At 68.0% G+C, this 23,167-nt stretch carries 22 protein-coding genes, 1 tRNA gene and 1 pseudogene; 16 read left to right on the forward strand and 8 right to left on the reverse strand.

The window, feature by feature from the left end; translation table 11 throughout:
• Positions 1-16: 16 nt before the first annotated feature.
• From G6N46_RS15640 to G6N46_RS15660, 5 genes are read left to right on the forward strand one after another with little or no spacing between them, the layout of a single operon-like run.
• Positions 17-640 carry a PaaI family thioesterase gene (locus tag G6N46_RS15640; protein ID WP_064857339.1) on the forward strand — a complete coding sequence of 208 codons (624 nt, stop codon included), beginning with the start codon at positions 17-19 and terminating at the stop codon, positions 638-640.
• Entirely contained in the window at positions 641-1,573 is a 933-nt protein-coding gene (locus G6N46_RS15645; RefSeq protein WP_138247822.1) for an SDR family NAD(P)-dependent oxidoreductase, read from the forward strand. It begins immediately after the preceding gene.
• A 15-nt stretch (positions 1,574-1,588) separates the two neighbouring features.
• Complete coding sequence (locus G6N46_RS15650; protein WP_138247821.1) at positions 1,589-2,950, forward strand: cytochrome P450; 1,362 nt, start codon at positions 1,589-1,591, stop codon at positions 2,948-2,950.
• A gap of 9 nt (positions 2,951-2,959) precedes the next feature.
• Positions 2,960-3,937: an enoyl-CoA hydratase/isomerase family protein gene (locus G6N46_RS15655; protein ID WP_138247820.1), complete on the forward strand. Its 978-nt coding sequence runs from the start codon at positions 2,960-2,962 to the stop codon at positions 3,935-3,937.
• Positions 3,938-3,946: 9 nt separating this feature from the next.
• Entirely contained in the window at positions 3,947-4,351 is a 405-nt protein-coding gene (locus G6N46_RS15660; RefSeq protein ID WP_064857336.1) for an HIT family protein, read from the forward strand.
• On the opposite strand, the gene G6N46_RS15665 is transcribed toward G6N46_RS15660, so the two are convergent.
• A complete protein-coding gene (locus tag G6N46_RS15665; protein ID WP_138247819.1) occupies positions 4,298-5,812 on the reverse strand; it encodes a sensor histidine kinase in 1,515 nt (504 codons plus the stop codon). The genes G6N46_RS15660 and G6N46_RS15665 overlap by 54 nt on opposite strands.
• A 35-nt stretch (positions 5,813-5,847) precedes the next feature.
• Positions 5,848-6,567, reverse strand: a complete 720-nt coding sequence (locus G6N46_RS15670) for a response regulator transcription factor (RefSeq protein ID WP_020098732.1) — start codon at positions 6,565-6,567, stop codon at positions 5,848-5,850.
• Between the two features lie 133 nt (positions 6,568-6,700).
• Here G6N46_RS15670 and G6N46_RS15675 point away from each other — a divergent pair, with 133 nt between their 5' ends.
• The 3 genes from G6N46_RS15675 (at position 6,701) to G6N46_RS15685 (ending at position 8,568) form a co-directional block, all read left to right on the forward strand.
• A complete protein-coding gene (locus G6N46_RS15675) occupies positions 6,701-7,996 on the forward strand; it encodes a hypothetical protein (RefSeq protein WP_064857334.1) in 1,296 nt (431 codons plus the stop codon).
• A 48-nt stretch (positions 7,997-8,044) separates the two neighbouring features.
• A tRNA-Thr gene (locus G6N46_RS15680) sits at positions 8,045-8,119 on the forward strand.
• Between the two features lie 44 nt (positions 8,120-8,163).
• Entirely contained in the window at positions 8,164-8,568 is a 405-nt protein-coding gene (locus tag G6N46_RS15685) for an HNH endonuclease (protein WP_064857333.1), read from the forward strand.
• A 22-nt stretch (positions 8,569-8,590) separates the two neighbouring features.
• On the opposite strand, the gene G6N46_RS15690 is transcribed toward G6N46_RS15685, so the two are convergent.
• Both G6N46_RS15690 and G6N46_RS15695 read right to left on the reverse strand, forming a co-directional pair.
• Positions 8,591-9,613, reverse strand: coding sequence for a tetratricopeptide repeat protein (locus G6N46_RS15690; protein WP_138247818.1), 1,023 nt, complete (start codon positions 9,611-9,613; stop codon positions 8,591-8,593).
• A complete protein-coding gene (locus G6N46_RS15695; RefSeq protein ID WP_138247817.1) occupies positions 9,610-10,836 on the reverse strand; it encodes an ATP-binding protein in 1,227 nt (408 codons plus the stop codon). Before G6N46_RS15695 ends, G6N46_RS15690 begins: the two co-directional genes overlap by 4 nt.
• Before the next feature lie 331 nt (positions 10,837-11,167).
• Here G6N46_RS15695 and G6N46_RS15700 point away from each other — a divergent pair, with 331 nt between their 5' ends.
• The 4 genes from G6N46_RS15700 to G6N46_RS15715 all read left to right on the forward strand — a co-directional run bounded on the left by G6N46_RS15700 (position 11,168) and on the right by G6N46_RS15715 (position 15,559).
• Entirely contained in the window at positions 11,168-12,565 is a 1,398-nt protein-coding gene (locus G6N46_RS15700; RefSeq protein WP_138247816.1) for a threonine/serine exporter family protein, read from the forward strand.
• Between the two features lie 6 nt (positions 12,566-12,571).
• Positions 12,572-12,937 carry a hypothetical protein gene (locus tag G6N46_RS15705; protein ID WP_138247815.1) on the forward strand — a complete coding sequence of 122 codons (366 nt, stop codon included), beginning with the start codon at positions 12,572-12,574 and terminating at the stop codon, positions 12,935-12,937.
• Positions 12,938-13,031: 94 nt separating this feature from the next.
• Positions 13,032-15,065, forward strand: a complete 2,034-nt coding sequence (locus tag G6N46_RS15710; RefSeq protein ID WP_138247814.1) for a glycoside hydrolase family 183 protein — start codon at positions 13,032-13,034, stop codon at positions 15,063-15,065.
• 2 nt (positions 15,066-15,067) lie between these two features.
• The gene (locus tag G6N46_RS15715; protein WP_138247813.1) at positions 15,068-15,559 is read left to right on the forward strand and encodes a hypothetical protein; all 492 of its coding nucleotides are present in this window, start codon (positions 15,068-15,070) and stop codon (positions 15,557-15,559) included.
• Positions 15,560-15,563: 4 nt separating this feature from the next.
• Here the strand turns inward: G6N46_RS15715 and G6N46_RS15720 are convergent, their stop codons facing one another.
• On the reverse strand, positions 15,564-16,562 hold the full coding sequence (locus tag G6N46_RS15720; protein WP_138247812.1) for an AraC family transcriptional regulator: 999 nt from the start codon (positions 16,560-16,562) through the stop codon (positions 15,564-15,566).
• 180 nt (positions 16,563-16,742) lie between these two features.
• On the opposite strand from G6N46_RS15720, the gene G6N46_RS15725 reads away from it, so the two are divergent.
• The gene (locus tag G6N46_RS15725; RefSeq protein ID WP_138247811.1) at positions 16,743-17,015 is read left to right on the forward strand and encodes a hypothetical protein; all 273 of its coding nucleotides are present in this window, start codon (positions 16,743-16,745) and stop codon (positions 17,013-17,015) included.
• A gap of 60 nt (positions 17,016-17,075) precedes the next feature.
• Positions 17,076-17,600 (forward strand): DUF1254 domain-containing protein, encoded by a 525-nt coding sequence (locus tag G6N46_RS15730; protein WP_138247810.1) that lies wholly within the window; start codon positions 17,076-17,078, stop codon positions 17,598-17,600.
• Here the strand turns inward: G6N46_RS15730 and G6N46_RS15735 are convergent.
• Positions 17,597-19,504, reverse strand: a complete 1,908-nt coding sequence (locus tag G6N46_RS15735; RefSeq protein WP_138247809.1) for an acyl-CoA dehydrogenase family protein — start codon at positions 19,502-19,504, stop codon at positions 17,597-17,599. The genes G6N46_RS15730 and G6N46_RS15735 overlap by 4 nt on opposite strands.
• A gap of 66 nt (positions 19,505-19,570) precedes the next feature.
• Between G6N46_RS15735 and G6N46_RS15740 the strand changes: the two genes are divergently transcribed.
• Complete coding sequence (locus tag G6N46_RS15740) at positions 19,571-20,203, forward strand: TetR/AcrR family transcriptional regulator (RefSeq protein WP_138247808.1); 633 nt, start codon at positions 19,571-19,573, stop codon at positions 20,201-20,203.
• 17 nt (positions 20,204-20,220) lie between these two features.
• Positions 20,221-21,270 carry an oxygenase MpaB family protein gene (locus tag G6N46_RS15745; protein ID WP_226520528.1) on the forward strand — a complete coding sequence of 350 codons (1,050 nt, stop codon included), beginning with the start codon at positions 20,221-20,223 and terminating at the stop codon, positions 21,268-21,270.
• Here G6N46_RS15745 and arsB read toward each other — a convergent pair.
• Positions 21,267-22,735 (reverse strand): annotated as a pseudogene (gene arsB / locus G6N46_RS15755) (ACR3 family arsenite efflux transporter). The gene G6N46_RS15745 and the pseudogene arsB sit on opposite strands and share 4 nt — an antisense overlap.
• Entirely contained in the window at positions 22,732-23,157 is a 426-nt protein-coding gene (locus G6N46_RS15760) for an ArsI/CadI family heavy metal resistance metalloenzyme (RefSeq protein WP_133427984.1), read from the reverse strand. Before G6N46_RS15760 ends, arsB begins: the two are co-directional and overlap by 4 nt.
• Positions 23,158-23,167: the final 10 nt, after the last annotated feature.

The raw sequence follows: 23,167 nt of genomic DNA on the forward strand, positions 1-23,167 counted from the left end.
ATGTTCTAGTAGCGGCATGCTCGACTTCAGCACCGACACCCTCAGCCCGGAGGAAGCGCAGCGCCTCCGTTCCGTATTCGAGCCGCTGACCCAGTCCGTCCGCGAACTGATGGACGCGACCGCCCGCAGCGATGCCGATGCCGACACCATCGCGGCCGCGAAAGCCGAAATCGAGTCGGCCACCGCGCGGTTGCGCTCCAAGCAACTGGAGAAGACCTGGGGCCTGCGCTTCACCACCGAAGGCGAGTGGCTGCCGTGGACCAATGCCGTTGTGGGCCTGCGCAACCCGGTCGCGCCGCCGCTGACGGTCGTGCTCGAAGCAACCGACTATGTGTGGTCCGAATTCTCCCTCGGCGCCGCCTATGAGGGCCCGCCCAACCACGCGCACGGCGGCGTCTGCGCCATGATCCTGGACCACGTGCTGGGTGAGGTCGCATCGAACGACGGCACCACCCGGTTCACCGGCACCATCAACGTGAAGTACGTGCGTCCCACGCCGCTGGGCAAGCTGCGGGCCGAGGCCCGCATCGTGCGCACCGAGGGTTTCAAGGCCTACGGGGTCGCCCACATCGCCGACGACCAGGGCGTCACCATCGAAGCCGAAGGTGTCTTCATCCAGCCCAAGTGGGCCCGCGGCTAGATGGCGCGGTCGACTGGCGCCAGTGCCACCAAAGTCGCGAAAGACTGGCTCGACGCACATGTCCCTGACCAGACGGGCCGCACGGTTCTGATCACCGGCGCCAACGGCGGTCTCGGTGCCGCCACCGCGCGGCATCTGGCGGCCGCCGGCGCCCAGGTGATCCTGGCCTGCCGCCGCCCGGAGCAGGCCGCGGCCCTCGCCGCCGAAATCGGTCCTGCCGCACAGACTCTGCACCTCGATCTGGCAGACCTGGACTCCGTGAAGTCCGCGGCGGCCGCATGCGGACCCGTCGACACCGTGGTCGCGCTGGCCGGGGTGTGCCACGTGCCGTACGGCCTGACCGTCGACGGCTTCGAATTGCACACCGGCATCAACCATCTCGGGCACTTCGCGTTGGTCGGCCAACTGCTGGACCGGATCACCGACCGGGTCGTGGTCGTCACCAGCCGCGCGCACGAGTTCGTCGGGCGGCCGGGATTCGGCAGGCTCATGCCCGCCGATCCGGGATGGCGGACCCGTCGCTACTCCGCTTTCGACGGGTACTGCCAAGCCAAGCTGGCCAACCTGCTGTTCGCCAATGAACTGCAGCGGCGCCTGACGGCAGCCGGCAGCACGGTGAAATCGATATCCGCACAACCCGGTTGGGCCGACACCGACGCCGGCATGCACTCGGGCCGCAAGTGGGGCGACCTCTCGTGGCGCGCCTCGTGCCGGGCCATCGGCCAGCCGGCCGACGTCGCGGCCCTCTCGATCACCTACGCCGCCGCCGCGGATGACGTCGCCGGCGGTGGCTATTACGGACCCGACCGATTCTTCGGCATGCGCGGGCTACCGGCGCCGGCGAAGGCCGGCCGCGCGGCCACCGACCAGGCCCTGATGACCGCGAATTGGGTTGCCGCCGAACACCACACCGGTGTCCGGTACGACATCTGACAACAGGAGCCGACCGTGTCAACCGACGCACCGGACGTCGCCCGGCTGCCCCTCGCCCCCGACGTGCCTCTGAGTCTGCGCGAGCGCATCGCCGCAATCCAGTTGGCGCACAGCGGATGTGAGACGTTCCGTGACGCCGGCGGGCCCGTCACCACCGTGCGCATCGCGCCGAAGTGGATGATGCCGCCGATCATCGCCGTCACGTCGCCGCAGGGTGCCCGCGACGTCCTGACCGCCACGTACCCGGCCGTCGACCGCGACTTCCCGTTCATGACGGAACAACAGAAGCTCAACGGCGGCTCGCTGCTGAATTTCAGCCACAAGGAGTGGGTCGGGCGGCGCCGCATGCTGCAACCGGTGTTCACCACCGCGCGCATCGCCGAGCTCAACGAGCAGATGTATGACATCGCCACCGACGCCGCGACCTCGTGGCGCGACGGGTCCGAGATCGACCTCGACCAGGAGAGCCGGCGCATCACCATGCGGGTGCTCGGCCGCACCATCATGGGCTTCGAACCCGGTTCGTACACAGACGAATTGGTCGATCCACTGCGCCGGATCAGCAAGTACATCGCCGACCGGGGCCGCGCCCCGGTGAAGCTGCCGAGCTGGGTGCCGACCAGGGAGCGCCGCTTCGCGGTCAGGTTCAACAAGGTCGCACACGATCTCGCCGCCCAGATCCTGCAGGACTGCCGCACCGATCCGCAGCTGAGCGCTCCCCTGGTCCGCGCCATGATGGAGGCCCGCGACCCCGAGACGTCAGAACCGTTGACGGACGAGGAAATCTGCCACGAACTCGTCATCTTCCTGGCCTCGGGACTGGAGACCACCGCGACGACGCTCGCCTACGCACTGTGGGCGCTGGGCCGTCATCCCGAGATCTTCGACCGGGTGGCGGCCGAGGTCGCCGCGGTCGACGAAGCCGCGCTGCGGACCAATCCGCGCAGCCATCTGCCGTACACCGTCAGCGTCATCCAGGAGGCCCTGCGCCTGGGCGGCCCGACTCCCGCCGTGATGCGGATCGCCCGGCAGGACATGGCCGTCGACGGCTTCCGCGTCGATGCGGGCAGCATGCTCATGGTCGGCGTCTACGCCATGCACCGCGACCCCCAATTGTGGGACCGCCCACTGGAATTCGATCCCGATCGGTTCAGCGGCGGCCGCTCCCGGATGCAGTGGCAGTTCCTGCCGTTCGGCGGTGGGCCGCGGTCGTGCATCGGCGAGTTCTTCGCCCTGACCGCCGCAACCCTGGAACTGGCGTCGATCGTCCGGCACTGCCGGCTGACGTCGCGCAACGCCACGTTCCCCATCACCGCGCCTCTCACCATCGTGCCGGACGGGCCCATCCCCGCCCTGGTCCAGACCGTCAACGCCTAGGAAGACGCCGTGCCACGACGAGCCCCGGTACGCACCGCCGAGCTGAACCTGGAAACCCTGACGCTGCAGCAGGACGGCCGCGTCCTGACCGCGCGGTTCGACGACCCGCCCAACCACTTCCTGTCGCTGCGGCTCGTCAAGGACATGGACCGGCTGACCCGGGCCGCGGATCGGGACCCGTCGGTCGGCGCCGTCATCCTGACCGGCACCGGAGACAAGTTCATCTCGCACTCCGAACCCGAACAGGTGCAACTGTTCTTCCAGATGGCGACGCCGCCGCTGCCGTCACGCGCGGTGACGTGGTCCATCAAGCTCAACAACGCCGCCATGCGCGTGCCCGCCCTGCTCAGGGCCACCGAGACCCGCGGCGGCGACTGGGGCACCGGCATCGTCTACAGCGCAATCCTCAAGCGGACCATCACCCGGATGAACCGGTCGGGCGTCGTCTACCTCGCGGCCATCAACGGCACGGCCCTCGGCGGTGGGTTCGAACTCGCGCTGTTCTGCGACCTGCGCATCGCGGCCGACGCCGACCGGGTCCGCATCGGCCTGATCGAGATTCTGGCCGGCCTGGTACCGGGAGGCGGTGGGAGCCAACGACTTCCGGCGATGCTCGGCATGTCCGCCGCGCTGGAGCACATGCTGGAGGGCCGCCCGCTCACCGCGCGCGAGGCGCTCGACGCCGGCATCGTGCACCGGCTCGCGCCTGCCCAGGGATTGCTCGACGACGTGCAGGCCACCGCGCAGCGCCTGGCCCGCCGCTCCCCCTACGCCATCGCGGCCGTCAAACGCGCCGTCTACTTCGGCGGCAACAGGTCGTTGTCCGCGGCCCTCGACTTCGAGCTCGCGGGATTCGTCGGGACCGGCCGCAATCCGCGAAAGCACTTGACGGCGGACGCTTTTCAGCAGGACTACGAGACCATCGGCGACAGTCCCTTCGCCGGCCACATCGAGCCCTGGCTATCCGGCACCCGCGTCGAGCAATAGGCTGGACCCATGCCGTCCGTCTTCACCATGATCATCAACCGCGACCTGCCGGGCCGATTCGTCTACGAGGACGACGACGTCGTCGCGTTCCTCACCATCGAGCCCATGACGCCGGGTCACACTCTGGTCGTGCCCCGGGCCGAGGTGGACAACTGGCAGGACGTGGACCCCGAGCTGTGGGGCAAGGTGATGGCCGTGTCGCAGAAGATCGGCCGCGCGGTGTGCACCGCCTTCGACACCGAGCGGGCCGGCGTCATCATCGCCGGGCTCGAGGTGCCGCACCTGCACGTCCACGTGTTCCCGGCCCGCAACCTGTCCGACTTCGGGTTCGCCAACGTCGACCGCAACCCGTCGCCCGAATCACTCGACGAGGCTCAGGCCAAGATCATCGCCGCCCTCGGCACCGTCGGCTGATTCGGCAGAGCCGGCCGCGCCGCCGATCCGCGGCAGGCGCACGGTGAATCGGCAGCCCTGCCCCGGCGAGGTCGTCACGGTGACGACGCCGCCGTGCGCCCGCACCAGCGAGTCGACGATCGAGAGCCCCAGGCCCGTGCCACCGCTGGTCCGGGTGCGTGACGAGTCCGTGCGGTAGAAGCGCTCGAAGATGCGGTGGGCGTCCTCGGCCGACAGGCCAGGGCCCTGGTCGCAGACCTCGAGCACCGCGTCACCGTCGATCGTGCCGACGCGCACCGTGATGCCGCCGGACTCCGGCGTGTGCTGCACGGCGTTCATCACCAGGTTGCCCAGCACCTGGCGCAGCCGGGCCTCATCGCCCAGGACCTCCGGGGTACCGGGGCCGTCCAAGAGTTCCAGCGACACCGACCGCTGCGGCGCGATGGACCGCGCGTCGTGCACGGCGTCGGTGGCCAGGATCAGCAGGTCGACGGGCCGCTGCTCCAGCGGCCGCTGTTGGTCCAGCCGCGCGAGCAGCAGCAGATCCTCGACCAGCAGACCCATGCGCCGGGCCTCGCTCTCGATGCGGCTCATCAACATCTCGACATCGCTGGCAGCACCCTGCCGGTACAGCTCGGCGAAGCCGCGAATGGTGGTCAGCGGCGTCCGCAGCTCGTGGCTGGCGTCGGTGATGAAGCGGCGCATCCGCTCCTCGGAAGTCCGCGCCGACTCTGCCGACTGTTCCGACGAGGCCACGGCGTTCTGAATCTGCGCCAGCATTCCGTTGAGCGCCAACGACAATCGGCCGACCTCGGTGCGGGAGTCCCGCTCGGGCACACGACGGTCGAGCTGACCCGAAGCGATGTCCGCGGCAGTGCGCTCCACCTCGTCCAGCGGCCGGAGGCTGCGGTGCACCGCGACGTACCCGGCGATGCCCAGGATCAGCAGCACCGCGGCACCGATACCCACCTGCGACCAGGCCAGCGCCCGCACCGTCGACGCCACGTCGGACAGGTCGATCGCGACCGTCGTCAATTCCCCGTCCGGGCCGCGCACCGTCATGGCCCGCCACTTCACGTCGGAATGGTGGATCGAGCCGACCGTCGTCGGCACCGGGCCGACGTCATTGCTGTCCGGCAGCGCCGGCTGCGCGTCGTTGTCGTTGACAGCGATCCACACCCGGCCGTCAGGGTCGATGCCGCGCACGTAGAAGTTCGACGGCGGCCGCGCCGGATTCGGGCCCTCGATCGGGGTGGCCGGGATGCGCCGCGGTTCCTGCGCCCAGCTGCGCGACGCGTCGAGCAGCGTCTCGTCGACGCGGTTGATCAGGCTGTGCTGCATGATCGAGGTGACGGCGACGCCGGAGGCCAGCAGGCCGAGGGCCGCCAGCAGCACGGTCGCGGCGACCAGCCCCACCCGCAGCGGAATGCCGCGTGTACCGCGCCATGTCCCGTCGCTGCGCTCGCCCAGGTGGCGTGTCATCACTCCATTGTTGGTGATGCCCCGCCAAAAATGTCTCAGCGCGGCTCGCGGAGCACGTAACCGACACCCCGCAACGTGTGCAGCAGGCGCTTCTCACCGGTGTCGATCTTGCGGCGCAGGTACGACACATAGGACTCGACGACGTTCACATCGCCACCGAAGTCGTAGCGCCACACGTGGTCGAGGATCTTGGGCTTCGACAGCACCGTGCCCGCATTGATGATGAAGTAGCGCAGCAGCGTGAACTCGGTGGGCGACAGCGACACCGGTTCGCCGGCCTTCCACACCTCGTGCGTGTCCTCGTCGAGCTCGATGTCGGCGAACGTCAGCCGGGCGCTGCGCGGCTCTTCGACCCCGCGGCCCGTGCGACGCAGGATCACCCGCAGCCGGGCCACGACCTCTTCCAGGCTGAACGGCTTGGTGACGTAGTCGTCGCCGCCGAGCGTCAGGCCGGCCACCTTGTCCTGCAGGCTGTCGCGGGCGGTCAGGAAGAGCGCGGGCGCGTCGATACCGTCGGCGCGCATCCGGCGCAGCACGCCGAAGCCGTCCATACCGGGCATCATCACGTCGAGGATCACCGCATCGGGCTTGACCTCGCGGGCCTTGTCGAGCGCGGCGGGGCCGTTGGAGGCGGAGTGCACCTCGAAGCCCTGGAACTTCAGACTGACCGACAACAGCTCGACGATATTGGTCTCGTCGTCCACGACGAGAATCCGCGCTTCGGGGGTCGCCTCAGGAACTGCAGCCATGGCCATGCAGCCATGGTCCTCGCAGGCCTTAAATCCTCCCTGCCTGGTGACTGTGAAGATGCTGTGAGTCGTACAGCCATTTGCCAGACCTCCCGCATCTCGGTCACATCAGATGTGACCGGCGCCATACACTGGGCCGATGGATTTGGGTAAAGCCCTGTCAGACCTGGCCGCGGCGCCGCTGAAGATCGCCAGCGCCGGTCTGGAGATCGCCAGCGGCACGCTGTCCACCGTGCAACACGCGCTCGGCGACACCAGCGTGGGTTCGCCCGTCATGTCCATGCTCGGCCTCGACGACACGCTGAGCCGGGCCGGCCGCCTCACCCGCCTGGTCGACGACGACGCTCCGCTGGGCCGGGCGCTGGCACCGGGCGGTGTGCTCGATCGGTTGCTCCGCCCGGGTGGCCTGGTCGATCAGATCAGCCAGGACGGCGGCCTCCTCGACCGCCTGACCGCCGAGGGTGGCGCCGTGACCCGGGCCCTGGCACCGGGCGGCGTCATCGATCGGCTGACCCTCGACGGCGGCCTGCTGGACCAATTGACATCCGACGACGGCGCGTTGTCCCGCGTGCTCGCCCCGGGCGGCTTCGCCGAACAGGTGCTCGCCCCCGACGGTGTCGTCGATCGGGTACTCAGCGAGGAGGGCATCGCCGCCCGCCTGATCGCCAAGGACGGACCGGCGGACCGCGTGCTCGCCGACGGCGGTGTCGTCGACCGGCTGCTGAGTTCGGGCGGCATCGTCGACCGGCTGCTCGAACCGGGCGGCCCCGCCGACCGCGTCCTGGCCGACGGCGGCGTCGTCGACCGTGTGCTGTCCACCGACGGCATCCTCGACCGCGTGCTCGCCCCGGGTGGGGTGGCCGACCGCGGGCTCGCCGAGGGCGGCGTCGTGGAACAGATGCTCGCCGATGGCGGCATCGTGGACCGGGTCCTTCGCCCGGAGGGCATCGCGGACCGATTGGTCGGCGAAGGCGGTATCGCCGACCGGCTGTTGGCCGACAACGGCGTCGTCGACCGGGTGCTGCGTGCCGACGGCATCGCCGACCGCCTCCTCGGCGATGGCGGGCCGGTCGACAAGATGCTCTCCGACGGCGGCCTGGTGGACCGCCTGCTGAGCGAGGGCGGCATCGCCGAACGGCTGCTCGACGAGGGCGGCGCCATCGACGTCCTCACCGCACCCGACGGCGCCCTGATGAAGTTGAACGACGTCGTCGACAATCTCAACCAGCTGGCGCCCGTGCTCGCCGGGCTCGCCCCGACCGTCGACAAGCTGTACGACGCGGTGCTCGTCCTCAACGACGCGGTGAATCCGCTGAGCAACATCGCCGGACGCATCCCCCTGAGCCGCCAACGCGGCAAGCGAGCCGCCAAGGCCGCAGCCGCGCGGCAAGTCGTCGACCAGAATGGGCAGGACCCGCCGATATCCGGCCAGTGAAGCTGACGGGTTAGGATTCGGGGCGGTTCGAGGTTTCTCGAACCGCATGCCTCCCTAGCTCAGTGGTAGAGCGCCGTTCTTGTAAAGCGGATGTCGTCGGTTCAATCCCGACGGGAGGCTCCAAAAGGAAGCGACCACTTGTCGGTGGCCCGTCGTAACGTCCGCTCATGCGGTCATGTCTCGCTTGCGGTAATCCACTCTCGAAGCGCAGCCAGAAGTTCTACTGCAGTAACGCATGCCAGGGATCGGCTCGCCGCGACGCCAGCACGAAACGGTGGCTCGAGACCGGAGAGGTGTTCCTCGGCACTCGCCAGGATCACTACGTCCGGCAACACCTCGCCGCCGCCCAGTACGGCCGCTGCGCGATCTGCGGCGGAGACACAACCTGGCAGGACCTGCCGCTGGCGCTCGTACTGGACCACATCGACGGCGACCCGACGAACAACCGACGCGAGAACCTGCGATTAGTCTGCCCGAACTGCGACTCCCAGCTGCCGACGTACAAGAGCCGCAACCGCGGCAACGGCCGCCACTTCCGTCGCGAGCGATACGCCAATGGCCAGTCGTACTGAGACGATGCGGCTTTCGATTCGCCTACTGCCGCGTGAATCGCCCTACCCAGGCCAGCACGAGCGTGACGATGAGCAGCATCGGAGCGCCGATCTGCACCACCTCCAACTGCCGGCGGCTGACGACCGTCAGCGCCCCCAGGACCACCGCGACGACAACGACCACAAGGCGCATCGCCAGCAGTGGCCGGCTTTTCAGCGCCGACGCCAAGGTCCGGCGCCCGACGGTGACCACCAGCTTTCCGAGTGCAGCGCCAAGGCCGATGGTCGCCGCCGCGATCCCGAGCCGGGGTCCGACACCCAGGGTGTTGCCCGGGGCCGCCGTGACGAGCAGCAGCCACACCAGGAACAACACTCCCGCGGTACACCACCGCAGCCACCGGGCCATCGCGAGCGCGATGTTGCTGCGTGCCAGACCACCGAGGGTGGGGTCGAGCGTGCCGGCGCCGAGGAAGCCCTGCAGCGCGCCCAGTAGCCGTCCCCGCGCCATCCGGTTGACTGCCAAGTTGTGCGTCGCGATGGCGTGATCGGGTTGCAACCGCAGCGCGGCGGTGTAGTCCGCATCCGATTCGGCGGTGCGCGACTGCTTCCGAAAGATGTTCCCGCGCAACACGAACAGATCGGGATCTGAGGGTTCCAGCCGGATCGCTTCGGTCACCTCGGCCAGCGCGGCATCCAGCCAGCCTTCATCCGACAGGATGTGGGCGTACACCAGGTGGGTTCGATACTCGTTCGGGTCGGCGCATACCGCGCGCCAGGCCATCCATTTCGCCTCGTGCCACCGGCCTTGCCCGCGAAGCGCCAACGCGTACAACCGGATCGCGTGCTCGTTGTCAGGAGCCGATTTCAGCGCCGCATAGAGCCGGCGCTCGGCGCCGATGTAGTCGCCGAGCCCGATGGCGGCCTGGGCATCGAAGATGAGCAGTGCCGGATGGTCCGGCGCCATCGACAGCGCAGCGGCCAGCACTTCTCGGGCCCGCTGATGGTTGTCGACGTCGAGGTACACCCGCGCCTGCTGCAGCGCGGCATCGACAGCTTCGGCTGTCACCGAATCTTGTTGCGACGCAGGTACTTGGCGAGTTCGTCGTAGGTGCCGTCGCGATTGCCGAATTCCACGACGTTCCGTGCCGTATCGAACCAGGGACCTGTCGACGGACGAACCTGGCGCAGCGCGGCCTCCACATCGGACATCCGCACCGGCCGGACCTGCCCGCTCTGTAGCGAGTCGGCCATCGCCAATTGCGTTGCGGTGTCACAGACGTGCGCCAGATCCGCGCCCGAGAAGCCCGCCGTGCGAGCCGCCAGTGCGGACAGGTCGATGCCCTCGATCGGCCGGTCCTGCAGATGCAGTCGCCCGATGCTGGCCCGGGCCGCGGTGTCGGGCAACCCGACGAAGACCATTCGGTCGAACCGGCCCGGCCGGCGCAGCGCCGCATCGACATCCCACGGCGCGTTGGTGGCGCCCAGAATGTACACGCCGTCGTTGCTCGCCGAGGCTGAATCCAGTTCTTCCAGAAGGGTATTGACGATGGTTCGAATACCGGACGTACCGCTCAGCGCGGACCGGCGGTGGCCCAGGGCGTCAACCTCGTCGAAGAACAGCACACACGGCGCGTTACGCCGCGCGGTGTCGAAGACCGCGCGGATACTGCGTTCGCTCTCCCCGAACCAGCGGTGCAACACGTCCGCGATGCCGACCTGGTAGAAGTTCGCCCCCAGCTCGCCCGACACCGCCTTGGCGATGAACGACTTCCCGCACCCGGGCGGCCCGTAGAGCAGCAGCCCGCCGCGAGCCGACATCTTGTAGGCCTTCATCAGCTCGGGGTTGCGCAGTGGCCCGAGTAGCGAGAGTTCGAGCTGCTTCTTGACGGCGTCCATGCCGCCGACATCAGCAAGCCGGACCCCGCTGCGGGTGACGGCCTCGAAGTCGTCCTCTCCCACCGCCTGCGCCGGTTCGTCGACAAAAGCGGGCTTGACGATGTCGGACACCTGGTCTTCGGCCGCATCCCAGTCGAACGATGACTTCGGTTGCGGCACTTCGGGTTCAGCTACGGGTACCGGGGCGGCAAGTGCCGCGGTGCACTGCTGCAACAAGCTCTGCGCGGTGGTGTCGGTCGGGTCGGCGGCCAGTACCGCACCACAATGCGCCAGCGCCTCGGCGTGCCGGCCCCGGTCGGCCAGCATCGCGGCCAGGTGCAGGCGCAGGGCCAGCGCGTCGGGGCTCTGCTCGACGGCCTGCACCAACTGTGCGATCACCGGATCATCGGTCATTTCTCAGTCCCCCTCGCCCCCAACTCGACCTCAATCCTAGGTCGGCAGTGCCAGCGGGCGCCCGGTCACCGCGGCCCGCCCCATCCGGCGGCCAGCCAACACTGCCCGCCGATCACGAGGGCAATCGTGACCGCCAACGCCACCAGCACCGGCCACCAGCGAGCGGCACGACGCCACAGCCGGCCACCCGGCCCAAGGTCCCCCAACGCACGACTCCCTCTGAAAACGTTCCGCAAGGTGTAGTCGGCGGGCACGCGGCCAACCGAACGCCGCCCGGCAGTGATCTGGCACACGGCGAAGAGTGGGCAGTTGTGGGACCTACGATTCTGTTGTGACACTGCGCGACCGCGTCGCCGCCGCTCGACGCCGCATTCTCGGTGACCGGCCGTCCACCGCCGACACCGCGGGCCTGCCCGTCATCGTGCCGGCGCAGCCCGTCGACCTGAGCGACGAACGTGCGGTCACCGAGGTTGTCGAGCTGGCCATGAACGTGGGGGAGGTGCTGCTGGACTCGGGCACCGGCGCCATCGACACCAGCAAGCAGATCGCCTTCGTCGCCGCGACATACGGCCTGCCGGACTGCGCCGTCGACGTCACCTACAACGCCATCCACGTATCCGCCCGGCGCGGTCCCGGCCTGCCGCCGACCAACTACATGCGCACGGTGAAATACCGCTCGCTGGACTACACGCGCCTCGAACAGGTGGACACGCTGCTGCGGCAGATCGGCCGCGGACACCTCGGCCTCAAGCCCGCCCGCGCGGCCCTGGACCACATCGTCGCCGCCGACCATCCGTATTCACGCAAGGTCGCGCTGTCCGGCTGGGCACTCATGGCGGCGGCGGTGACGCTCATGCTCGGCGGCAGCCCGACACTCGCCGTCGTCTCGTTCGTCACCACCGCCGCGATCTACGGCACCAACGTCGCTCTCGGCAAGCTCGGCCTGCCCTACTTCTTCCAGCAGGTCATGGGCGGTTTCATGGCGACGGTCCCGGCGGCGTTCATCTATAAGCTGGCCATCGAACACAGTGCCGTCGTCGCGCCGTACCGCATCATCGTGTCCGGCATCATCGTGCTCATGGCGGGACTGTCGCTCGTCGGTTCGGTGCAGGACGCCATCACGGGTGCGCCCGTCACGGCGGCCGGCCGGTTCATCGAGGTGATGGTCTATACCGCAGGCCTGGTCGGCGGCGTGGGCATCGCGCTGCGACTCACCTCCGCCCTCGGCGCCAGCCTGCCGCCCATGCAGCAGGAGGTGCTCCCCTATGCACCGCTGCCGATCATGGTGCTCACCGGTGGTCTCGCGTCCGCCGCCTTCGCGCTGGCCAGCTACGCGTCACCGAAGGCGCTGACCACCTCATTCGCGTCAGGTGCTGTCGGCGCGGGGCTGGTCGGATCCATCTTGAACGCGGGGCTGGGCCCGATCGTGGCGTCCGCGGTCGCCGCCACCGTCGTCGGTCTGGCCGGTGGCCTGCTGGCCCGCCGCGCCGTCGTCCCGCCGATCATCGTCGCCGTCGCCGGCATCACGCCACTGGTGCCCGGTCTCGCGGTCTACCGCGGGCTATCCGAGATCATGGCCGGGCAGACCCTGGCGGCCATCTCCAATCTGTTCACCGCCGTCATGGTGGGCTGCACGCTGGCTGCCGGGGTGACCCTCGGCGAATGGGTGGCGCGCACCATGCGCCGCCCGCGTCTTCCCCGCCGACTGCTCGGCTCGCGCGTAGCGTAAGGCGCCATGTCCGAGACCGGAATCTGGATTGCCTGGGGATTGCCCACCCCGGGACGGGAACTGCAGGCCCTCGCGGCGCTGCGCGATGCCCGCGGCTACCTGCAGGCACTCGTCGACGACGGCCGGATCGAAGGTTTCGACGTCACGGTGCTGCGCCCGCAGACGACGGAGCTGGGCGGCTTCATCCACGTCAAGGGCACCCGGGTTCAGATCGACATGCTGCGCCGCGCTGGAGATTTCGAGCGCTGGGCCACCGGAATCCAGCTGATCGCGGACCGGGTGGCGTTCGTGGACAGCTGGGTCGATCGCGGCATCGATCACGCCATCGAGTTGTACGAGGACGCGCTCCGCGAAGCCGGTCTGCTCCACTGACGTATCGAGACGGAAACAACCCCGTCGAAAATCTCCCGCGGCCCGAGCCGATGTTGTTCCATAGGTTAATTAGCTGGAACAGCAGGGAGAAACGATGAGCGCCGCACGCTACATCGGCCGGGTCGGCAGGCTCGCCGTCGCACTCGGCATCGGCACCGCGATCGCGTCTGGGCAGGGCGCCGCGTGGGCCGACCAGACCGACACCGGAGCGTCCACAGGCCCAGCAGCGGCGTCCGCGACAGGCGAAACCGCCGGGGCGTCCGGCACGTCAGGGAGCCCCGCCAAACCGCGTCGCGACAAACCGCGGCCCAAGAAGGACGACGACAAGACCGGGACGCCGGCCGCGGGCACCACCGACGACAGCGCGTCCGATCCCAAGGCCGAGACCCCGCCCGACCCCAAGACCGACAAACCGGCCAAGGCGCCCGGCAAGGGCCGTGATCGCGCGAACCAGCCGAAGAACAACAACGCCAACGACGCCGCACCGGCCGCCGCGGGCCCGAAAACCCCGAAACGCCCACGGGTGACCCCGGACCCGACCGCCGCAGTCAAGCCGGTCGCCGGCCGGCAGACCGCGACGGCGCCCAAGCCGGTCAGCGTCGCCGCCGTCGCACCGACGGTCATGAAGGTCACCGCCAGCGCCGTGACGGCGTCGCCGACACCCGTTGCCGCGACGACGAACCTGCTCACCCCGAACGTCACTGCACCCACCGCCAAGGCGCTGAACCCGGTGGCGGCTGTGATGAAAGCCGTGTCCGGCGCGCTGAATTGGGCGTTCAACCCGATGGGGAGTCCCGCCCAGCCCACGCTGGCGTGGACGGTCCTGGCCTTTGCCCGCAAGGAGATCGACAACCTTCTGACGGCCATCAAGCCGCAGAACGTCGTCAGCGCACTCACCACCACCGGCCAGGTGCTGAGCAACCCCATGGCCGCGCTCACCACGATCATGAACCCCCGGCCGGCCTGGCCCACGCCGGGTCTACAGCTCAGTCCATCAACGAGTTTCGTCGACTGGGTGACAGGCAACTTCGCCCCCAACGACACCTACTCGCGGTTCGGCGTGTGGGGCACCGATGTCGGCACCGCGTGGGACAACGGAATCGCCGACGATCCCAGCACCCCGATCAACGAGCACCAGGTGCTGATGGCATTCGGCGACACCTTCAGCGGCCCCAACATGACCGGCAACTGGCTGAACAACATCCTGTTCCGCTCGTCGGATGCCAATCTCGCCGACGGCATTTCGATCCCGGCCGGCCAGTGGTTCAACGGCAACATGTTCGGCGGTACCCCGCTGTCGTCGCCGACGACGGCACGCCAGATCATCCTGCCCGCCAAGCTCCCCGCGGGCCTGCCGTCCGGAGTGACGCTGATCCCGACGTCGGGCATCTCGGTGCCGACACCCGGTACCCAGTTCGGCGCCACCCAGTACCTGAGTTTCATGTCGGTCAAGCAGTGGGGCGCCCCCGGCCAGTGGACGACGAACTATTCGGCGATGGCGTACTCGACCGACAACGGCGAGAACTGGACCATCGCACCGCAGAGCGTCCGCCAGAACTGGGGCGGCAACGCCAATTTCCAGCAGGCGGCCCTGGTTCGCCCCGGCGATGGCTACGTCTACTCGTACGGCACCCCGAATGGGCGTGGCGGCGCCGCGTACATCTCGCGGGTAGCCGAGGCCGACATCCTCGACGCGTCCAAATACGAGTACTACAACAAGGGCAGTGCGGGTGGCTGGTTCGGCATCGGCGCGATCAAACAGGGCTGGTACAAGGATCCGTCGAAGGCCGGCGTGGTGTTCGGCAGGGACACCGGGGCGTGCGGTATCGGCAAGCCCGGCAACCAGGTCAGCGAGATGTCGGTGCAGTACAACCCGACTTTGGGCAAGTACGTGACGCTCTACGGCGACCAGTTCAACAACATCGTGCTGCGCACCGCCGACAGGCCCGAAGGCACGTGGTCCGCCGCCACCGTGCTGATGCCGCAGCAGAACGGCGGCATCTACGCCCCCATGATGCAGCCCTGGTCGCCGTCAACCCTGGGCACCGGTACCGATCTGTACTGGAACCTGTCATTGTGGAGTGAGTACAACGTCATGCTGATGAAGACCGACCTCACGAAGTTGTAGCCATGATCCGCACGACCGTCATGATGGCCGCAGTCGCCCTGGCGACCGCGATGGCGCCGCTGTGCGCGGCCGATCCCGTTGCACCCCAACAGGATCAACCATGTCCGCCGACAGCCGACGAAGCCACCACCATGCCGACGACACCGGCGCCCACAGCCGGGGCCAACACCCCGCTGCAGTGCCACCAAGGGCGTTGGCAGGCCGTCGCCCTACCCGCGGAACCCAGCGACCGCTGGTGGAGCACGGGCCCCGTCATCGCGCTGCGCGGCCAGGGCATGCGTAATCCAAACCTGTTGTCCGGCAAATGGAGTGGCACGCCACTCAGCCCCGGGAACCGCTGCCACGTCGAGCAGCGCGCGGTGATCAGTGCCGGTGTCGTCAGCGCGCCGGCGGCCATCGATGGTGCACCCGACCAGACACTGCATTTCGACGTCGCGCCCACGGCGTCCTCGGTCGAGTTCTCCGGCTACTGCCTCTGGACGTTGCTCGACTGAGTTGTCAGCGCCGACCGTTCCGGTAGGCCGTGGGGGTGGTGCCGAACCACCGTTTGCACGACCGGGTGAGCACGCTCTGCTCGGCATAGCCGAGATTGCGGCAGAGCTGGTCGAGGGTCAGCTCGGTATCGAGCAGTAGCCGCTGTGCGGTGTCCCGGCGGGTCTGGTCGACCAGGTCGCCGAACGTCGCGCCCTCGGCCGACAGCCGCCGCTGCAGCGTCTTCGGATGCAGCCCGACGTGGCGGGCAATGTCCTGCAGCCCCACGGCGCCACCGGGTAGCAACTGACGAACCAAGGTGCGGACCAATTGGGTTGTGGCAGGCTCGGATTCACCGATGGTACTGATGAGGTAGGCCATGGCCGTCTGATGCGCAATCCGGTCGGTGCGCAACGGTCGCTCCAGGTCGGCGGCGCGCAGCGTGAACCCGGCGACCGGTTCACCGAACGATGGTGCGCAGCCGAAGTAGGACTGGTACTCGTCGGCCGGGGTACGTGCCGAGTGCGGCAGGTGCACCGATATCGGGCGGTAGTCCGGGCCGAGGAACAGTCGCAACACCTGCAGCGTGACACCGAGCGAGAGCTCGATGGCCTGTGCCTGCGGCGGCGCCGGGTCCAGGAGGTACTCGAACTCGAAGCGGCGCAGGTCCGTACCGACGGGGACAGTGATGCGGGCACCGATCGCCGGGCTGTACGCGGCCATGAACTTGTCGAAGATGACGAAGGCATCGGCGACCGTTTCGGCGTTGCGCGCCGCCAGACCGACCGGGCCGAGGATGTCGATGTTCTGGCGCAACGCAAGTCGACGCCCGAAGTCGGGAGTGCGCAGTGCCACAGCCGCGAACTCGAGCGCCTGCGCACCGCTGGGCAGGGAGATGAACCGATCGTGACGGCCGACGTCCCCGCTCGCGATGTTCGCCGCCGCCAGGAACGCGTCACTGTCACCGCCGAGTTCAGCAACCAACTCATGGAAGCTGGTGAGCGCCGAGCCCCGGATCACCGACATGTCTCCAACTGTCAAAAATTTGTCGCGAAATGTCAAGACACGGACCGGTACTGTGCAGCACAGTCGAACTTCATGATGGGCCGGCGCAGCGTCGCGCCGGCCCGTCGACGACTGCATCGCCCACACGTCGCAAATTCAGCAAAGCGCGACCGTTTCGTCTCCAGCAACCCGAGGAGCACCATGACCCCACGCATCACCGCACTGGTGTCCGTCCCAGTGATGGGCGCCGCACTGGCCGTGGCACCACTGGTGGTGGCCCCCACCGCCGGCGCCGACGTCTGCGCCAGCGCCGGTGGCCGCCACTTCTCCGCCGGCGGCTGCACCAACATCGCGGGCGACGTCGCGGTGGGCACCGCCATCGCCGCGGCCCACGTCCCGTATGTCGCCGGTGAAGTTCCCTGCTACACAGACGAGGGCGTGCCGTACTACACGCCGCCCGGCGCGCCCTGCTGAACCCCCGCACCCGGCCCGCGACAAACCTTGGGCCCCAACCGGATTGGAGCTACGGCCGTCATGTCAGCAGCCGACATCCTGCCGTGGTGCGGCACGTTGTCCATCGCCGTCGCCGCACTGGTGATCCTGGCCGGACCGGCAGGACGCCGTGCCTACCACGCCGAGAGCGAGACCGCCTCCAGGCGCTGCCCGCTTCAGCAGCTCATGCGCACGAGCCCAACCGACGCCATGTACGTCGACCGCTTCCTTGACGTGAACACCGAGCCCTGGGTACTGACCCTGCCGGACTCCGCCGACCGCGGCTATCTGTTCCAGGTGCTCTCCGGCCGCGCCGATGTCTTCGACGACGCCGACGAGCACGTCGCCTGGACCACGCCGCAGACGTATGCCATCACGGGCCCGAGCTGGAATGGCGAACTGCCCACCAATGTCACCGAACACCGTTCACTCGCGCCGATCATCTGGCTGCTGGGCCGTGTCGAGTGCACGAGCACGGCCCAGGACCGCGCCGCGGCGCAAGAGCTACTGGACCGGATCTCGCTGGTTCCGTTGAGTGCCTACGTAACTCAGTTCGTGTCCGACTAGGGCGCCATCTCGTAACGACCAGCCAGGTCCCGCACCGTGCGGACCATGCGCTCCAGGCGGTCCGGGTCGCCGACCGGTTCCGCGATCAGATCCAGCGCGAGTTTCTTCTGCGCCGCGGTGGCGGTCGTCTTGCAGTGCAGCGTGGTGGCGTGCCGGGAGAAGTCGGTGACCAGAACTTCGAACAGTTGGTCCAGCACGTCGTCGTCGGTGCCCTCGATGGCAGCCTGCTCGAGGATCAGCTGCGCGTAGGGCAACAGGGTGAACAGCTCACCGATCGCGAACAGGAAGTCGACGTCGTCCTGCTGTGCGGCGGTCGGCGTGGCCGCCGCGAGCAGAGTCTGGAAACCATTGGCCTGCTTGAGGAAGACCGCAACGTTCGGCAGATGCGCGAACCCCTGAAGGATGCCGCGCCAGTCCGCGAACGCGACCCGGCCCAGACCGCGGCTGGGACCTTGCGCGAACAGGAAGTCATCGTCGACGAAGTCTCGGCACCGGCCCACGTGCGGCAGCTCGTCGGTGCGTAATGCCTTCGGGGCCCTGGGAATCCGCGCGATCTGCGGCACCACGGCCGAACCCGCCGCCCGCAGACTGTTGGCCACGGCCCGCGTCGCCGCGTTCGGCGAGTACTCGACGGGAAGCTGCTGCAGCGCCAGCAGGCCCGCATCGGCCGGGCGAAACATGAAGTTCTGCATGAACTTCAGCGAGAGGGCCATGTTGACGTGGACGGTGCCCTCGAGGCGGGGCAGACCGACCGACCCGAGCAGCGCCATCGGGAAGAACATGTCGTTCTCGAAACCGCGCGCGGCGATGGTGTCCGACAACAGCGTGACGATCTTCTCGCCCTCGCGGGTGACGGTCATCTTCTCGATGGCGTTGAACAGCAGATAGCGACGATCGGACGCGGACGCCGACCGCATGTAGTCGATGGCCCGCTCGCTGTAGAGCTTCATCCCGGCCAACCGGACATATGCCTCGGCGAGCATGCGGCGGATCTGCGGGAATTCGGTGACGTGCTGCCCGAACAGGATTCGGTTCTCGGCGTGCGTGATCGCCTCGTACATCGCGTGTTCGCACGTGCCGATCGCGCCGAATCCCAGGTTGAACTTACCGATGTTGACGGTGTTGATCGCGGCGTGAAACGCATCCTTGCCGGCATGCAGGATGTCGTCGGCGGAGACCGCGTAGTCCTCCAGATCGAAAGCGGCCACGTACATCTGGCCGTTGACGACGTTCTTGCGCAGCTTGTAGTCGTCGTGCTGGCTGTCGGCCGCGAAGAAGAGATACCCCTCGAAATCCTCGTCGGGCTTGCCGCCGTCCAGCGCTGTCGAACTGTCCAGGATCGGCTTGTCGGCACGGCGGCCGAACACCGACACCATCCGCGCCAGGTTGCCGTTTCCGATGTAGTACTTGCCACCGTTCGCCCGGTAGTCGTCGCCGACCGGAGTCAGCACCATGTCCGTGGAGTACACGTCGGCGCCGTGCTCCTTCTCGGAGAGGCCGAACGCGAAGATCTCACCGGCCTCGAGAAGCTCGGCGGCGCGCCGACGGGCCGCGGTGTTGGACGACTGCCAGATGGGGCCGAGGCCCAGGATCGTGACCTGCCAGACGTACCAGTACTGCATGCCGTAGAAGCCCAGGATCTCGCTGAACATCGCGTTGCGCGCGGTGTCCCAGCGCTTGTCGGGGTCACCGCCTGCCTCCGATGCCGGCGTCAGGAAGGTCGCGAACACCCGTTCCTTCTTGAGGAATTCGATGAACTCCGCGAACCAGACGCGGTCGCGGTCCTGCTGCGTCAGCCAGGCCTTGCCGTGGCTCTCGAAGAACTCGATGGTGGCGCTGAAGATCTGCCGGGTCCGCTCGTCGAAGTCGGCGAAGTCCGGCTTGTGCGGGTTGAGCATGGTCATGACCAGCGATCCTACAAGTATGAAGAAAAATTATTCAAACAAGAATAATCCTGCTACATTCAGTTCATGGCCACCGACGCCGCAACGAAGCCCCGGGAGCGGGCCGCCCATCTGGGCCCGGAGCGCCGCCGTCCGCAGATCCTCGATGCCGCACTGCAGATCGCCGCGGAATCCGGCACGGCTGCGGTGACCATCGGCGCCGTGGCCACCCACCTCGGCGTCACCCGTCCGGTCATCTACTCGTGCTTCAAGGACCGGGTGGAACTCCTGGCCGCGCTGCTGGATCGCGAGGGCGAGTCGCTGCGCGAGACCCTGCTGGCCGCCCTGCACACCGGCCGCGGCGACGACCCGGAAGCCGCATTCATCGACGGGTACCGCGCGCTGCTACATGCCGTCGAGGACCAACCGGACACCTGGCGTTTCGTCTACCTGGCGCACGCCGACCCGGCGGTCGCCGACATGGTCGCCGAGACCCGCCGCGCGCTCGCGAGAAGTTCTTCGCGCTGGATCGCACCGGCGTTGACGACGTGGTGGCAGACCACCGACCTCAATCGCAAGATGCCGATACTGACCGAACTGTTCGTGTCCTCCAGCGAGGCCGCGGTCCGGTCCCTGCTCGACCCCGAAAACGACTGGGACGCAGACAGTCTCGGTGAGTTCTACGGACGACTCATGTGCCGCGCGTTCGCCGCGGCCTGACCAACAAGGAGTAAGTCGTGTCCCAGCCAGTGCAACCCCTCGCCGATTACGGCTTCTTCGGCCCGGGCACCGTCACCTGGAAGGTGTGGGGACACACCACCACCCCGGTGACCGGCCTGCAGCGCGCCGTTGTGGTGGAGGAGCTCGACCCGTCCCTGATCGCCGCGGTCGATGCCACGCAGGCCAACTACGACCGGCCCCGCACCCGCTACGACCGCACCGTGCGCTATTTCGCGACCGTCGCGTTCGGCGACAGCGAGTCGGTCATCAAAGCCGCCGACGTGCTGGTCAAGGTCCACTCCAAGGCCATCGGTACCGAGCCCGTCAGCGGCAACAAGTACGACGCGAACAACCCGCACTCGCAGCTGTGGATCCTGCTGACCGGGTGGCATTCGGTGCTGACCGCCTACGAGATGTACGGCGGCGGCAAGCTCACGCCGGAGGAAGAGAACCAGTACTGGGAAGAGTGCGCCATCGCGGCGGAGTTCCAGACCTGCGACCCGGCCGACGTGCCGCGCACCAGCGCGGGCGTCCGCGCGTACTTCGACGAGATGCGCCCGCACCTGGCGGTCAGCGAAGCCGCCCGCGCCATGATGGACCACCTGCTCAACGCCAAGGTCGTCCTGCCGCCGGCGCCGTTGCCATTGAAGCCGGTAGTCGAGCTCATCAACCTCGTCCTGCGCGCGGGCACCATCGCCACTATGCCCCGCTGGATGCGCAAGCTCAGCGGTTTCGACCAGCCTCGTGCCGTGGACATCGCCGTGCGCCCGGTACTCAAGGTGGCCTATGGCATCGTCGATCGGAGCCCCCGACTGAAACTCGCTGTGGCACAACTTATTGCGCCGTCAGTGGCCCCGGTGGCCGCGCCGTACATCCTCGGCATCGCGCCGGCATCCGACGAGGTGCTCACCCCGGAACAGGCGCGCGGCCGTTATGGCTACGCCAAACCCGCTGACGCCCACCATGATCTGCGTGCCAAGCAACAGCAGCGCGTGTTCGGCGAAGGCCAGGCACCCAGCGACGAAGGGCTGATCGAATCGCAGGCGTATCTGGGCAGTTTGGCCTAGTTCGGCAGCAGTTCTTCGACCAGGTCCCGGACCCGGCCTGCGATGGCATCGCGGATGGGCCGCACGGCCTCGAGCGGCTGACCCGCCGGGTCGTCGAGTTTCCAGTCGCGGTAGGACACCCCCGGGAAGTACGGGCAGGTGTCGCCGCACCCCATGGTGATCACCACGTCACTGCTTTGCACGGTATCGGCGGTGAGCACCTTCGGGGCTTCGGCGGTGATGTCGATGCCGAGTTCGGCCATGGCCGCGACGGCGACGGGGTTGATCGCATCAGCGGGTGCTGTTCCCGCGGAACGTACTTCGATGCGTCCTGCGGACAGGTGCGTCAACAGGGCAGCGGCCATCTGCGACCGGCCGGCGTTGTGCACGCAGACGAACAGGACGCTGGGCTTGGGTGTCATGCGTGGACGCTCCTCAACCGCGGTCGCAGTGCCAGCGACAGATAAACCAGCGCGACGAGAACCGGCACCTCGATGAGCGGTCCGACGACGCCGGCCAGGGCCTGCCCGGAGGTCGCACCCCACGTCGCGATGGCCACGGCGATGGCCAATTCGAAGTTGTTGCCTGCCGCGGTGAATGCCAGCGTTGTGGTGCGTTCGTAGCCGAGACCCAGGACAGCGCCCAGGACGTAGCCGCCGCCCCACATGATGGCGAAGTACGCCAGCAGCGGCAGCGCGATGCGAGCGACGTCCCACGGCCGCGTGGTGATCTGATGCCCTTGCAGCGCAAAGAGAATCACGATGGTGAACAGCAGGCCGTACAGTGCCCACGGACCGACCCGGGGCAGGAACGTCGACTCGTACCAGGTGCGCCCCTTGGCTTTTTCCCCGAGACGACGTGACAGGTAGCCGGCAGCCAACGGGATGCCGAGGAAGATCAGGACCGACTTCGCGATCTGGAGCGGCGACGTCGCGATCGCGGCCTGCGGCAGGTGCAGCCAGCCCGGGAGGACCGACAGGTAGAACCAGCCGAGCACCGCGAACATCAGTACCTGGAACACCGAATTCAGCGCCACCAGCACGGCGGCGGCTTCCCGGTCACCACAGGCGAGGTCGTTCCAGATGATCACCATGGCGATGCAGCGAGCCAGGCCGACGACGATGAGCCCGGTCCGATACTCGGGCAGGTCCGCGAGGAACAGCCAGGCCAGCGCGAACATCAGCGCCGGCCCGAGCACCCAGTTCAGCACCAGTGAGGACAGCAGCAGCTTACGGTCGGACGTGACGGTCTCGAGTCGGTCGTACCGGACCTTGGCCAGCACCGGGTACATCATGACCAGCAGGCCCAGCGCGATCGGCAACGAAATGCCATCCACCTGAACCTTTTCCAGCACGACGTCCAGTCCGGGGACCCAGCGGCCGAGCAAGAGCCCGGCCGCCATCGCCAACCCGATCCAGACCGGCAGATACCGGTCGAGCGTCGAGAGTCGAGCTGTCGCCTGAGCGGCGTCAGCGCTCTGCGTCATGCCTGCGCCCCGCAGCACACCGCATCATCCGATCCGCTCGGCGCAGCGCCGAAGGTTTCACTGTCGGCCAGCACGGTGTAGACCTCCCAGCGTTCCCCGCCGGGGGCGGTCGCCCACACCTTGTCCTGCGTGGCGAAGCAGCAGGTGGTGCCGATCTCCTCTTCGGTGAACATTCCTGCCTCGGCCAGGCGGGCGATCTCGGTGTGCACGGCGTCGCTTGATTCGACCTCCACACCCAGATGGTTGATCGACCCGCCGTGTCCCGGGTTCTCGAGCAGCACCAGTTTGAGCGGCGGATTCGCGATCGCGAAGTTCGCGTAGCCGGGCTTCACCTTGGCCGGCTCGGCGCCAAAGAGGTTGCGGTAGAAGGCGATCGACTCGTCGAGGTTGTCGACGTTCAGAGCGAGCTGGACACGAGACATGGCAGACCTC

Source organism: Mycolicibacterium phocaicum (genome assembly GCF_010731115.1).
GTDB lineage: Bacteria > Actinomycetota > Actinomycetes > Mycobacteriales > Mycobacteriaceae > Mycobacterium > Mycobacterium phocaicum.

Excerpts from the sequence above, each read along its gene's own strand:
- G6N46_RS15660 (WP_064857336.1), top strand. The coding sequence starts at position 3,947 with ATGCCGTCCGTCTTCACCATGATCATCAACCGCGACCTGCCGGGCCGA.
- G6N46_RS15740 (WP_138247808.1), top strand. The coding sequence starts at position 19,571 with ATGGCCACCGACGCCGCAACGAAGCCCCGGGAGCGGGCCGCCCATCTG.
- G6N46_RS15670 (WP_020098732.1), bottom strand. The coding sequence starts at position 6,567 with ATGGCCATGGCTGCAGTTCCTGAGGCGACCCCCGAAGCGCGGATTCTC.
- G6N46_RS15645 (WP_138247822.1), top strand. The coding sequence starts at position 641 with ATGGCGCGGTCGACTGGCGCCAGTGCCACCAAAGTCGCGAAAGACTGG.
- G6N46_RS15685 (WP_064857333.1), top strand. The coding sequence starts at position 8,164 with ATGCGGTCATGTCTCGCTTGCGGTAATCCACTCTCGAAGCGCAGCCAG.
- G6N46_RS15675 (WP_064857334.1), top strand. The coding sequence starts at position 6,701 with ATGGATTTGGGTAAAGCCCTGTCAGACCTGGCCGCGGCGCCGCTGAAG.
- G6N46_RS15705 (WP_138247815.1), top strand. The coding sequence starts at position 12,572 with ATGTCCGAGACCGGAATCTGGATTGCCTGGGGATTGCCCACCCCGGGA.
- G6N46_RS15695 (WP_138247817.1), bottom strand. The coding sequence starts at position 10,836 with ATGACCGATGATCCGGTGATCGCACAGTTGGTGCAGGCCGTCGAGCAG.
- G6N46_RS15640 (WP_064857339.1), top strand. The coding sequence starts at position 17 with ATGCTCGACTTCAGCACCGACACCCTCAGCCCGGAGGAAGCGCAGCGC.
- G6N46_RS15735 (WP_138247809.1), bottom strand. The coding sequence starts at position 19,504 with ATGACCATGCTCAACCCGCACAAGCCGGACTTCGCCGACTTCGACGAG.
- G6N46_RS15715 (WP_138247813.1), top strand. The coding sequence starts at position 15,068 with ATGATCCGCACGACCGTCATGATGGCCGCAGTCGCCCTGGCGACCGCG.
- G6N46_RS15720 (WP_138247812.1), bottom strand. The coding sequence starts at position 16,562 with ATGTCGGTGATCCGGGGCTCGGCGCTCACCAGCTTCCATGAGTTGGTT.
- G6N46_RS15710 (WP_138247814.1), top strand. The coding sequence starts at position 13,032 with ATGAGCGCCGCACGCTACATCGGCCGGGTCGGCAGGCTCGCCGTCGCA.
- G6N46_RS15760 (WP_133427984.1), bottom strand. The coding sequence starts at position 23,157 with ATGTCTCGTGTCCAGCTCGCTCTGAACGTCGACAACCTCGACGAGTCG.
- G6N46_RS15665 (WP_138247819.1), bottom strand. The coding sequence starts at position 5,812 with ATGACACGCCACCTGGGCGAGCGCAGCGACGGGACATGGCGCGGTACA.
- G6N46_RS15730 (WP_138247810.1), top strand. The coding sequence starts at position 17,076 with ATGTCAGCAGCCGACATCCTGCCGTGGTGCGGCACGTTGTCCATCGCC.
- G6N46_RS15725 (WP_138247811.1), top strand. The coding sequence starts at position 16,743 with ATGACCCCACGCATCACCGCACTGGTGTCCGTCCCAGTGATGGGCGCC.